The 13,243-nt window shown below is 44.2% G+C and carries 9 protein-coding genes; 3 read left to right on the top strand and 6 right to left on the bottom strand.

All coding sequences use genetic code 11. From position 1 onward, the window contains the following. Positions 1-208 (top strand): hypothetical protein (locus tag GFB48_RS17555; protein WP_205597682.1); only part of this gene is annotated, 208 nt, incomplete at its 5' end. Positions 209-569: 361 nt separating this feature from the next. Here GFB48_RS17555 and yqfB read toward each other — a convergent pair. The 5 genes from yqfB to GFB48_RS04875 all read right to left on the bottom strand — a co-directional run bounded on the left by yqfB (position 570) and on the right by GFB48_RS04875 (position 5,543). Continuing rightward, positions 570-881 carry a N(4)-acetylcytidine aminohydrolase gene (gene yqfB, locus GFB48_RS04855; protein WP_163931963.1) on the bottom strand — a complete coding sequence of 104 codons (312 nt, stop codon included), beginning with the start codon at positions 879-881 and terminating at the stop codon, positions 570-572. Positions 882-900: 19 nt separating this feature from the next. Beyond that, the gene (locus GFB48_RS04860) at positions 901-2,160 is read right to left on the bottom strand and encodes a hypothetical protein (RefSeq protein WP_240464828.1); all 1,260 of its coding nucleotides are present in this window, start codon (positions 2,158-2,160) and stop codon (positions 901-903) included. Further along, the gene (alr, locus tag GFB48_RS04865; RefSeq protein WP_163931966.1) at positions 2,153-3,229 is read right to left on the bottom strand and encodes an alanine racemase; all 1,077 of its coding nucleotides are present in this window, start codon (positions 3,227-3,229) and stop codon (positions 2,153-2,155) included. Before alr ends, GFB48_RS04860 begins: the two co-directional genes overlap by 8 nt. 9 nt (positions 3,230-3,238) lie before the next feature. Next, the gene (gene dnaB, locus GFB48_RS04870) at positions 3,239-4,636 is read right to left on the bottom strand and encodes a replicative DNA helicase (protein WP_163931970.1); all 1,398 of its coding nucleotides are present in this window, start codon (positions 4,634-4,636) and stop codon (positions 3,239-3,241) included. 169 nt (positions 4,637-4,805) lie between these two features. Continuing rightward, complete coding sequence (locus GFB48_RS04875; protein ID WP_163931973.1) at positions 4,806-5,543, bottom strand: dienelactone hydrolase family protein; 738 nt, start codon at positions 5,541-5,543, stop codon at positions 4,806-4,808. A 141-nt stretch (positions 5,544-5,684) separates the two neighbouring features. Between GFB48_RS04875 and GFB48_RS04880 the strand changes: the two genes are divergently transcribed. Then, a complete protein-coding gene (locus GFB48_RS04880) occupies positions 5,685-7,823 on the top strand; it encodes a M3 family metallopeptidase (protein ID WP_163931976.1) in 2,139 nt (712 codons plus the stop codon). A 55-nt stretch (positions 7,824-7,878) separates the two neighbouring features. Here the strand turns inward: GFB48_RS04880 and GFB48_RS04885 are convergent, their stop codons facing one another. Continuing rightward, positions 7,879-8,244, bottom strand: coding sequence for an Hpt domain-containing protein (locus GFB48_RS04885; protein ID WP_163931978.1), 366 nt, complete (start codon positions 8,242-8,244; stop codon positions 7,879-7,881). 544 nt (positions 8,245-8,788) lie between these two features. Between GFB48_RS04885 and gltB the strand changes: the two genes are divergently transcribed. After that, on the top strand, positions 8,789-13,237 hold the full coding sequence (gene gltB, locus GFB48_RS04890) for a glutamate synthase large subunit (RefSeq protein ID WP_163931981.1): 4,449 nt from the start codon (positions 8,789-8,791) through the stop codon (positions 13,235-13,237). Positions 13,238-13,243 lie beyond the last annotated feature (6 nt).

Raw genomic sequence — 13,243 nt, forward strand, 5'->3', positions numbered from 1 at the left:
CCGTTATTGGTCACTAGAAGTATTTAAGAAGACTCTCCACTATGCTTTTTCTGCCGCGAAGCGGCTTCGTTCAACAAGCTGTTCAAGCGGGACTGCTAACAGTTGGCTCAGTTTCGCTTCGCTTCACATTTTAGCCAACAATTATTTGCCTCTGAATGAAGCGTTACCACTAGAAATCCTGACACGTTTTTGTCCAAAAACGTTTTAGTTAACGGTATCATTGATAACGCACCGTTACTCAATTCCCCCCTTCATTCTGCGCTTAATTTGATTGAGTTAATAGAGGTGCTAGGCATGGATGCCTAGCAAGAACTGTTGGGGGCAGGAGGGGAGTCCACAAAATTGTCTGGAACAATTTTGAACCGCTTTAGCGGGCCCGTAGGGTGGAAGGCAGGATGCCTGGAATATCGGCGGGCGCAGCCCGCTCTCCCCTTGGGTGCTGTCGCCACCGCGACTCCCAAACCTGAAAAGCTAAGCGCAGCTTAAAAACATACAAAACCGGCAGCCCGGCACTCCATGGAAAGACTAGAAAAGCCGAGCGTAACTTAAAACCAAGAGCCCCGTGCTAACTAGTCACCTAAATACTCAAACTCAATACAATAGTACTGACGCTCGTTAGGGTAAATCTCAACAATCAGTTTTTTGAGCTCAGCCAGAGTCATGTTTTCTTGCTGGGCATGGCTTTGGGTTAGCTCATCAAAATGCACTTGGGTGTTAGCCTTAATGTTGGCCTGTCCCCAATTGGTTTGGCTTTCAAGGGCCACCAGCTGCACCAGCTCACCAGGGTGGTAGTCGGATTCAGCAAGGTCCCTTAAAGTAATGGTTTTACTTGCCGATTTAATGTCATGCTCAAATCGATCAAAGAATAATAATGTCTTCACTTTCTAGTTTCTACTGTGCTTAATAAGGCTGGTTAATCATGATCCAAAATTGATTATCTTCTTTTGACTGGGCAAATTCAGCTCGCACCACCACCCCTTCAACTTTGAAGCGGGCCCCCGCTCCCAATGTCCATTGCATGTTTTTATGCAGCGTACCTAGATCAAACTCATTCGCCACTCTACCGACCTCGGCAAATGCCACCCACTGCCACCAGGCAAAGTCATATAAGTTGAAGATCGGCCAGTTACCTAAGGGCTGCCATTCAGGCAAGACTCGATATTCCATGGCGTAATTAATGGCACTGCGTCCATGGTAACGATTGCTAGAAAAGCCACGCAAACGTTCAAAGCCACCTAAACGCACTCCGGCAAACGAGGGCGGTACACCACCACTGTTCCAAGTTGGAGTATCAGCCAAATAAGCATTAAACGCCAGTACTTGCTGCTCGGCAAAGCCGTTGCCCCCTAACGGCACAAATAGGCTCTGCTGCCATTCCCATTTAGTCCATTGGTTGCGTTCGCTACTGCCAAAGTCCCGGGTGACTCTAAAATGGGTTTTTCCGCCTCTAGTTGTATGACTTTTAGAGTCACGGTTATCCCAGCTTAGCTCTATTTCTGCTGCTAAGGTTTTATCCTGATAAAAAGGATTAGCATATGCTTTTAAGTGCTGGGATTCACCATAGAGGTTAATGCCTAAACTGGTAACACCATTTTTCAATGGATTCCAACCAAGTGCGGCATGCTTTTGTTGGTAAAGACTGGCAATTGCGCCATTTGCACCATCTCCAATAGCCAGCACATATTCGCTTTTTACGCGGAACATGCGCTCGTCACCAACGGTTTGAATGCGATTTTCAAAACTTGATTCATTAGTGCCCGCAATTTCATTATGGAATCCTGGCGCACCATCAACATAATAACGACCACGAGTAAAATGCCCTGCGTAATATTCTGCAGAAAAAAGCCAATTATTAAGCTTGGGCAGTTGATAGTGATTGAACGCCGTATAAGCGGCATAACTGTCATTGCTCGAGTACATCGCGATAGCTATCGCCGAAGCCTGCTTTTGCCCAACCTCTTTTGCAATGAGCGCTGCCCCCATAGTGAAGCTCATTTCTTCAGAAGCAAACACAAAAGGGACGCCAACCAAATCATTGGTTTGTGTCTCTTGATTTATTTCAATGACTGGCTTTGATGGAGCATTATTCGCCAGTACTGAGGTTGTTAGCAGTAACAAAAAAGGGGCGCCAAGCGCCCCTATTAGATGTGTTTTATTCACAATCCACCATGACTCTAGGAGTGAGCTTAGTGACAAGTTCATAACTTATGGTGCCTATATACTCCGCCACCTCTTCTACTGGTAGCTCTGGCCCCCATAAAATGGCATCATCACCCACTTTATCAATAGAATCAGCACCTAAGTCAACACTCAACATATCCATGGAAACACGGCCAACAATAGGTACACGCCTACCATTAATATAGACCGGAGTTCCAGTTGGTGCATTTCTTGGATAGCCATCACCATATCCTATGGCCACTACCCCAAGCTTGGTATCTTGCTCGCTGCGCCAACTACCACCATAACCAACGGGCTCGCCTGCCTTGTGATCTCTAACTGCAATCAGTTTCGATATTAATCTCATCGCGGGTTGCAGACCATGATTGGTCGCCCTATCCCCCTCAATAGGACTGACCCCATATAGGGCAATACCTGCTCGGATCCAGTCTTGGTGGGCATCTTGATACCCTAAAATACCAGCGGAATTAGCTAAAGTACGCTGACCTTCTAGACCCTGGGTTAATTCATTGAAGCGCTGGATTTGCTGAAGGGTAACTGGGTTCGCTTGATCATCCGCACAACCGAAGTGGGTCATAAAGTTAATCGGTTTAGCCACGTTAGGGTTATTTAATAGCCTTTGGTAGGCATCATTAAACTCCTCCGCTAAAAACCCAAGCCGATGCATACCCGTATCAATTTTAATCCAAACATTAATCGGCTTGGCTAACGTCACCTCTTCAAGCATATCAACCTGACTTTGGTGATGCACAACGGTATCAATGTTATGGCTGGCTAAATAGTATAAATCGCTGCTCCTAAAAACACCTTCAAGCAGTAATAAGTGCGCACCTACCCCAGCTGCTCGTACTTGCATTGCTTCTTCTAAGCGGGCTAAACCAAAACCATCGACTTCGGTTAGGTGTTTGCAAATTGAGGTTAAGCCATGGCCATAAGCATTGGCCTTAACCACGGCCATTAATTTGGAATGAGGGGCTATTTTTTGCAACTGCAGAACATTATGATGTAATGCAGTAATGTCAATTTGCGCTCTAGGAAATACCTTCAAAACAAGCCTTTAGTATTCATCGTCGTAATCGACGCCAGTGTAATTATCGAAGCGAGAGAACTGACCAACAAACTGTAATCTAACGCGACCAATCGGGCCATTACGCTGCTTACCAATAATAATTTCTGCTGTGCCTTTATCTGGTGAATCATCGTTATACACTTCATCACGATAGATAAACATAATTAAGTCAGCATCCTGCTCAATAGAGCCTGACTCACGCAAATCAGAGTTAACTGGACGCTTGTCAGCACGTTGCTCCAATGAGCGGTTAAGCTGAGACAGTGCCACAACTGGTACTTGTAATTCTTTCGCCAAAGCTTTCAAGGAACGGGAAATCTCTGCAATCTCTAAAGTACGGTTATCCGATAACCCCGGTACCTGCATCAGCTGCAAGTAGTCAATCATGATCATTGATAGGCCGCCATGTTCACGGGCAATACGGCGAGCACGGGAACGCACTTCGGTTGGTGTTAGACCTGAGCTGTCATCAATGTACATCTTGCCTTGTTCAAGCATTATCCCCATCGTCGAGGAGACTCGCGCCCAATCTTCATCATCTAGCTGACCGGTACGGATATTGGTCTGATTAATACGACCTAACGATGCCAGCATCCTCATCATAATCTGCTCAGAAGGCATCTCTAATGAGAAAATAAGCACTGGCTTATCTTCATTTAGGGCAGCGTATTCACACAGGTTCATGGCAAAGGTGGTTTTTCCCATAGACGGCCTTGCTGCCACAATGATTAAGTCTGACGGTTGTAAGCCAGCGGTCATCTTATCAAGATCGTTATAACCACTAGATACCCCAGTAACACCGTTGTGTGGGTTGTTGTAGAGCTTTTCAATTCTGTCTACGGTTTTGTCCAGAATAGACTTAATGTTTTCTGGACCTTCTTTATCGTTCCCGCGAGATTCGGCAATTTTAAATACTTTAGACTCGGCTAAGTCTAACAACTGTGCAGAGTCCCTGCCCTCTGGGTTGAAGCCAGCATCAGCAATTTCATTGGCGACTTTGATCATATCGCGCACCACAGCACGTTCACGGACGATATCAGCGTACGATATAATATTAGAGGCACTAGGTGTGTTTTTAGCAATTTCTGCCAGGTAAGCAAAGCCACCCGCATCCTCTAATTGTTGGTTTAGCTCCAAAGATTCAGACACGGTGATCAAATCAAGTGGCTGGCCACCTTCAACCAAGGTTGCCATAGCGTCAAAGATCATTTGGTGGGCACGAGAATAAAAATCCTCTTTGGTCACCGCCTCGGACACCCTATCCCAAGCTTCCGCATCTAACATCAAGCCACCAAGTACAGACTGTTCCGCTTCAATAGAATGAGGCGGAACCTTAAGTTGGCTAACTTGTTTATCTATCTTTTGGTGATTGCGATTTTGTGCCATTAAAACTCTCTTTATCAAGCAAGGAAGCCATTATTGATCGGGCTTAGTCATTTACACAGGTTTATCATAACAAAAGTGTTAGGCAAATTAATATCCGCTTGTCTGCTTTATTAATAATACTATTGCCTAACTGACTAAAACCCTAATGACCTTGAAAGATTTTACTGGTTTATTTTAATGTGCGATTGAATAAAGCCACTGCTTCACTATACATCTGTAGCGCTAAAGCAGGATCATATCTCGCGTCATTATCACGCATAAAAGCATGTTCAGCGTTGACCTCAAGCCACACATGATTTACCCCAGCATCACGCAAGTGACGATAGATTTGTTCACGACCTGATGCATCAACATGGGGATCTTGCTTGCCCCACACCATTACAAGTTCCGCGCTGATTTCATGGCTTCTCGCTAAAGACTGCTGCTCGGAAGGTGCCGGTAACGTTCCACTGTGGATGTCGGTCGCGTATAGACAGAATGCGGCCTTTACCTGAGGTTGCAATGCCGCTCTAAAGGCTAAATGGCCACCAATACAGACACCTATCACCCCTACCTTGTCTGTGGTGTAATCTTGCAGACTCAGCCACTGAATCAATGCTTCATTATCTGAATCATACTGGGTTAAAGGTTTGCTATGCTTGTCATTATTGCCTTTGTTTTTGCCTATATCGTCATAGCCCAAGACGGTACCTATTGGATTAAACTCATGAAAAACCTCGGGTACAATCACGCAAAATCCATGCCCTGCTAGAATTGCTGCCGCCCTTGATATTGGATCGGTATGCTGAAATATTTCCGAGTAAAAAATAATTGGAGCAAACGCCCCTTCAGACTTGGGCCTGTAAATATAATTCCGCATTGACCCTGTAGGCGTCTCAATATCCACGATATGCTGTTTGATTTGCACTTAATTCATCCTTAAAAAGTCACTTAAAACATTAATATAAACAATTATAAAGGCATATTCGGTAAAAATTTGATTTAAAAAACAACTTTAGTAACAATAGTACCGCTATGGAAAATATAATTTATACAATAAGGAATTCTCATGCTTAAAAAAAGTCTCGCTCTCAGTATCGCTCTGGCATTATCTGCGTGCTCACCGCAAACCCCAGAAACACAACAGATACATGCTGAGCAAGCACACAGTGGCAATCCGCTATTGAGTAAAAGCCCACTACAGTATCAAGCTCCGCAGTTTGATATTATTGAAGAGTCCCATTTCAAAGAAGCAATCGAAGCCGGGATAAGCCAAAACCTAAAAGAAATAGCAACTATTGCTAATAATCCTCAAGCTGCCACATTTGCTAATACCATCGAAGCAATGGAAGCATCTGGTGAATTACTTGAACGTGCCACCAATGTTTTTTATAACCTAACCAGCTCGATGAGTACCGAAGGGATCCGTGCTCTGCAGGCTGAACTTGCCCCTAAAATGTCAGCGTTTAATGATGACATCTACCTAAATAAAAAACTTTTCGATCGTGTTGATAGCCTTTTAAAGCAAATTAACGACTTAAACTTAACCTCAGAGCAGGCACGTCTACTTGAAATCACCCATCAAAGCTTTGTTCGAGCTGGCGCTCAATTAACTGATGAACAAAAGCAAGTAGTGAGAGACTTAAACAAACAAATTGCCGAATTACAAAATGACTTCAGCCAAAAGTTATTGGGTATTTTAAATGAAGAAGTCGTTGTTGTAGCTGATGCAGCTGCACTAGATGGTTTAAGTAGTGGGGAAATAGCAGCAGCAAGGGAGCTTGCCGAAGATACAGGCCACGCTGGTAAATATGCGATTAAACTAAGCAATACTACCCGTCATCCAATGTTAACCAAGCTAAACAACCGCAACACTCGTGAGCAATTATGGACAGCTTCAGCCTATCGAGGCACGACTGGTAAATATAAAACCACAGACATCATTCCTAAATTAACCACATTGCGAGCTCAAAAGGCCGAATTACTCGGTTATAACAACTGGGCGGAATATCGCTTACAAGCAGCTTCGGCGAAAAAACCAGAAGCAGTACTGGAGATGTTTGCGTCAATGGTGCCTGCAGTCGTAAACAATACTAAAAAGGAATTAACGGCAATTCAAAATAGCATTGAGGCATCTGGCCAAAGCTTTACGGCTCAACCTTGGGACTGGGAATATTATGCAGCCAAAGTTAAGCAACAAAAGTATGCTTTTGATGAAGCTGAGCTACAACAATACTTTGAATTTAAGAGCGTGTTAGAAAATGGCGTGTTCTTCACTATGGAAAAACTGTTTGGTATTACTTTCAAAGCTCGCACGGATTTACCGGTTTACCAACCTGATGTGTTGGCTTATGAAGTATTTGACCAAGATGGACAATCTATCGCACTATTTTATGGTGATTATTTTGCTCGAGAAGGCAAGCGTGGCGGTGCTTGGATGAGTGCATTCGTTCGTCAAAGCGCGATGAAAGGTACCAAGCCTGTTATTGTTAACGTATTAAATATCCCCAAAGCAGCCGCCGGCCAACCTCAGCTTGTAAGCCTAGATAACGTTGGTACTATGTTCCATGAAATGGGGCACGCTTTACACGGTATGTTTTCCGATGTTTACTACCCTTCGTTAGCGGGAACAGCAGTCGCCCGAGACGTCGTTGAATTCCCTTCTACGGTTCAAGAAGACTGGGCTCTTAATCCCATGATTTTAGCTAATTACGCCAAACATCATGAAACGGGTGAGGTGATCCCTCAAGAGCTATTAAACAAAGCATTAGAAGCCAATAAATTTAACCAAGGCTTTGATACTTTAGAGTATATGTCGGCAGCGATGCTGGATCAGCAATGGCATGCCTTTGGCGCAGAAATGAAAGTCGAAGACCTACAAGTTGCAAAATTTGAATCTGCAGCATTGAAATTACACGGAGTTGATGTAGACGTTGTTCCTCCCCGTTATAAATCGGCTTATTTCTCTCACACCTTCGCTGGGGGTTATTCTGCCAGTTATTACGCCTACCTTTGGTCTGAAGTATTCGCTGCCGATGCCTTTAAGCATATGCAAAATAATGGCGGCTTAACACGTGAGAATGGCGACCGCTTCCGAAAACATATCCTCAGTGTAGGTAACACTATTGATATGTTGGAAACCTATAAAAACTTCCGTGGCCAAGAGCCAACAACTCAAGCGCTATTAGAGCGTAGAGGTATTAAATAAGCGCATTGCTAAAGTGAAACAAAAATGCCCGTATCTTCAGATACGGGCATTTTATTTAACACTTAGAATTCAGGTAATCGCTTAGCAATTTCAAGTCCGCTTGAGCATTCGATAAAATCGCTTCAATCCAAATGGGGTGTTGCTCTTGCCACTGTTCACGTTCACCATGTTGAAGATTTTCAGCCAGCATATGTAAACGCAATAAACCAACCGATCCTGCAGCACCTTTAAACTTATGGGCCTCTTCACATAAGGCTTTCTTTTCTTGGGCTTTATAGTGGCTTTCTAATTTTGCTATGTACTCTGGCATTAGGCCTTCAAACAACACAACACTTTTCAACAAAGTCGCTGCGCCTATCGCCGTAATATATTGTTCCAGAGTATGTAGATCTAAAATTTCATTGAGAGGTTCTTGATTCATTATTATTATCTCCGGCAAAAATGTTAAGTTGATCACTTTTAAGGTCAATATCTTATCTATTGTGCTAAAAGACAAGCAGTTAAAGTCGTTCCCAGCGAATTAACACCAGAAACAAAACAACTCCTTAACAATTGTTTAAAAAAGATCACCGTTCACCTTCAACCAGCCATTTTGTACAATATTTCAACAGCAAATATTAAGCAACCCTCTACAACTCGTTCTATATAAGAATAATTAGTCACAAATAACGAGATTAAATTCACAGTGGGACATTGTGAAATCCTGTAATTAAAATACAGCAACAGCTCTGACCACAACTAAAAAGTAGACAAAACCAACCATAAACAGGGGCTTGCCTGGGGCTTAAGTCGATATTTTTACAATATAAATCACCATCTTTAGTAAGATTATTACAAAATTTCATATCAATTCAGCATTGATTTTTATGCTTATAATGAGTACCTTGTTATCCTAATGTGAATAGATATTACATAATTGTAATGAATTCCTATTTCTATGGATAGTAACAGTAGGAGGTTTAGGCATGGGCTTAAATCATTCCAGATTTGAGAAAGAGAATTGTGGTTTCGGCTTAATTGCCCAAATGGATGGCGAAGCCAGCCATAAAATTGTTAAAACAGCCATTCACGCCCTTGATAGGATGAAGCACAGGGGAGGTATTTCTTCAGATGGCAAAACTGGAGATGGTTGTGGCTTACTTCTTACCCAACCAGAAAAGCTGTTTCGCGATGAAGCTGAACGCTTAGGCTGGAATCTAGCCAAAAAGTATGCCGTGGGTATGGTGTTTCTTGCCCAAGACCCCGTATTAGCTCAGCAACAGCGACGAGTGTTTGAGCAGGAATTAGAAAAAGAAAATTTACCCATTGTCGGTTGGCGTGAAGTGCCTATCGATCCCAGTGTGCTTGGAAAAATTGCTGCCCAATCTTTGCCTCAAATAGAACAGGTGTTTGTTAATGCCCCTGCTGGTTGGCTTAATAGAGATCTTGAGCGTCGACTTTATATGGCTCGTAGGCGAATCGAAAAACAGATTGGCCAATCTGATGATTTTTATATTGCTTCATTATCAGGGCAAATGGTTATTTATAAAGGCTTGACGCTACCGGCAGATTTACCCCTGTTCTTTAAGGATTTGGGTGATGAGCGCATGCAAAGCTCCATTTGTTTATTCCATCAGCGCTTTTCTACCAACACCCAGCCTAAGTGGCGGTTGGCTCAGCCTTTCCGCTATTTAGCTCATAATGGTGAAATTAATACCATTAGCGCCAATCGTCAGTGGGCTAAGGCTAGGGGTTATAAGTTGGCCTCACCGCTGCTACCAGATTTACAAGATGCCGCGCCATTTGTAAACCAAAGTGGCTCAGACTCTTCTTCACTGGATAACATGCTAGAAGTCCTGTTAGTAGGAGGCATGGATTTATACCGTGCTATGCGTCTGCTTATTCCACCAGCATGGCAAAACCACCCAGAAATGGACGAAGAGCTAAAAGCCTTCTACGAATTTAACTCGATGCATATGGAGCCTTGGGATGGTCCTGCTGGGATCGTATTTACCAACGGCCGCCATGTGGCTTGTACCGTTGACCGTAACGGCTTGCGCCCATCCCGTTATGTGATCACTAAAGACCGTATTCTCACCCTAGCCTCAGAAGTGGGTATTTGGGATTACTACGACGATTCGGTGCTTTCAAAAGGCCGAGTTGGCCCAGGTGAGTTGTTAGTATTAGACACGGCAACGGGTAAATTACTGCCATCGGGTGAAATTGATAACGAATTAAAAGCACGTCACCCTTATAAAGAATGGCTAGAAAAGAACAGCTTAAAGTTAACCAATGCCTCAGCCCTCGCTGCCAAAGAATTAGGCATTTGTGAATTTGACCAAGCAAGCTTAGATAGGTACCAAAAACAATTTAATTGTTCTCGCGAAGAACTCGAACAGATTTTATGGGTTCTAGCGAGCAAAGGCGAAGAAGCGATTGGCTCTATGGGTGATGATACGCCAATGGCTGTTCTGTCCCATAAACAGCGCAGTATTTATGACTACTTCCGCCAAATGTTTGCCCAGGTGACCAACCCACCGATCGATCCTTTACGAGAACAGCATGTGATGTCATTGGCGACTTGCGTGGGTCGAGAGCACAATGTATTAGTTGAAACTACAGGGCAGGCGCATCGCGTTGTATTTGAATCCCCAATTCTACTTTACAGTGACTTTAAACAATTATTGTCGCTCAATGATGCTTATTACCGTGCCAACAAAATTGACCTTAACTATGCCCCTAGTGAAGGGCTAGAAAAAGCGATTAAGCGCATTTGCAACGAAGCTGAGCGGCTAGTCCGCTCCGGTACTGCTTTAGTTATATTAACCGATCGTGCCGTGTCTAAAGATACATTAGCGGTCCCTGCAGCTATGGCAACTGGTGCTGTGCAACAGCGCCTGATCGAACAAAGTCTTCGCTGCGATTCGAACATTATTGTTGAGACCGCATCGGCAAGGGATCCCCATCACTTTGCAGTATTAATTGGTTTTGGTGCAACCGCAGTATACCCATACCTAGCATTAGAAAGCATTGGTGCTTTGGCCACTCAAAAAGGTTCCGATCAAAGCTTTGTACAACTGATGCTGAACTACCGTAAAGGTATTGATAAGGGTCTGCGTAAAATCATGTCTAAGATGGGCATTAGCTGTATTGCTAGCTACCGTTCATCGATGTTATTTGAAGCCATTGGTCTCAGTGAAGAAGTGGTCGAATTGTGTTTTAAAGGGGTGACTAGCCGTATTAGTGGTGCCAGCTTTGAGGCATTAGAACAAGACTTAGTGTCACTACACCGCTCGGCTCATCGTGCCCACGTTAAGCTGGCCCATGGTGGTTTACTGAAATACGTAGAAGGTGGTGAATACCACAGCTACAACCCAGATGTGATCACCAACTTACAACTGGCATTAAATAACAAAGACCGTAACGCCTTTAATACCTTTAATCAGTTAGTCGATGAGCGTTCTCCTGCGACCCTTAGGGATTTATTAGCGCTGCAATATGCAGATAGCCCACTTGCCCTAGATAAAGTGGAAGCAGCAAACGCGTTATACCCAAGATTTGATACTGCAGCGATGAGTATCGGAGCACTAAGCCCTGAGGCCCATGAAGCCTTAGCCGTGGCTATGAATACTCTTGGAGGTCGCTCTAACTCAGGTGAAGGTGGTGAAGATCCACGCCGTTTCAATAGTTTAGCAAACTCTTCGATTAAGCAGATTGCTTCTGGTCGCTTTGGTGTAACAGCGCACTACCTTGTGAATGCCGATGTATTGCAAATTAAAGTCGCCCAAGGGGCTAAGCCTGGTGAAGGTGGTCAGCTACCGGGTCATAAGGTGAGTGTAGAGATTGCTGGTCTGCGTCACTCGCGTCCAGGTGTGACGTTAATTTCGCCACCACCACACCATGATATTTATTCGATTGAAGATTTAGCCCAGCTTATTTTCGATCTAAAACAAATTAACCCAACCGCATTGGTGTCAGTGAAACTGGTATCTGAGCCAGGCATTGGCACTATCGCCACCGGTGTGGCTAAAGCCTATGCCGACTTAATCACCGTGTCTGGTTATGATGGCGGTACGGCGGCCAGCCCATTAACTTCGGTTAAATATGCGGGCTCGCCATGGGAGCTAGGACTGGCAGAAGTTCATCAAGCACTGGTGGCTAACGGTCTACGCCATAAGGTTCGTTTACAAGTCGATGGTGGCCTGAAAACGGCTATGGATGTCATCAAAGGCGCCATTTTAGGGGCCGAAAGCTTTGGCTTTGGTACCGCACCAATGGTGGCCCTAGGTTGTAAATACCTGCGTATTTGTCACCTTAATAACTGTGCTACAGGTGTTGCCACCCAAAACCAAGAGCTGCGTGATAAGCATTATCACGGCATGCCAGAAAAAGTGATTAACTACTTCGAATTTATTGCCGAAGATGTTCGCCAGTATATGGCTAAGCTTGGTGTGAGCAAACTTGAAGACTTAGTTGGTCGTACTGATTTGTTAGCACAAGTCGAAGGCGTCACTAACAAACAGCTAGGTTTACAGCTAAGTGATATCCTTGATATGCCGGCAATTCCTGCAGGCAGTGCGGCGGTATGCACTGAAAACAACACTCCTGATGACAAAGGTCAGCTCAACCTCAATATGCTGGCTCAGGCTAAAGCCGCGATTGAAGCCAACCAAGATCAATCTTGGGACTTAAGTATTCGCAATACTGATCGTTCAGTTGGCGCGGCTATTTCTGGCTATATTGCCAAAACCCATGGCCGTGATGGTATGGCAAGCACCCTTGAATTCAACTTTAAAGGCACCGCAGGACAATCCCTAGGGGTTTGGAACGCTAAAGGCTTAAATATTAACGTTGAAGGTGATGCTAATGATTATGTAGGTAAAGGCATGAACGGTGGCCAAATTAGCATTCGTCCACCGAGTAATAGTACTTTTGCCTCCAACGAAGCCTCTATTATTGGTAACACCTGTTTATATGGTGCTACTGGCGGTAAATTATTTGCCGCAGGTCGCGCCGGTGAACGCTTTGGGGTTCGTAACTCTGGTGCGATTGCCGTGGTTGAAGGTGTCGGCGATAACGGTTGTGAATACATGACCGGAGGTATTGTGTTAGTCCTTGGTAAAACTGGCGTTAACTTTGGTGCGGGTATGACCGGTGGCTTTGCCTACGTATTTGACCGTTATAAGCGCTTTAGTCGTCGCTTAAATACCGAAATGGTCGAAGCCCTTCCGGTTGATTCAAATATTCAAATTCAGCACCTAAAAGGCTTGATTGAAGAACATGTGAAAGCCACAGGTTCCGAGCATGCCCAGCAAATATTGGCTGATTTTGAAAACTGGTTACCACGATTTGTGTTAGTTAAGCCTAAAAATATTGCCAGCCAAGATTTACTTAATCTTGAGCAATCTAATCAATTAAACGTTAAGGCTAGCTAGGAGGTC

This window comes from Paraferrimonas sp. SM1919 (genome assembly GCF_010993985.1).
In the GTDB taxonomy this organism is placed as follows: domain Bacteria; phylum Pseudomonadota; class Gammaproteobacteria; order Enterobacterales; family Shewanellaceae; genus SM1919.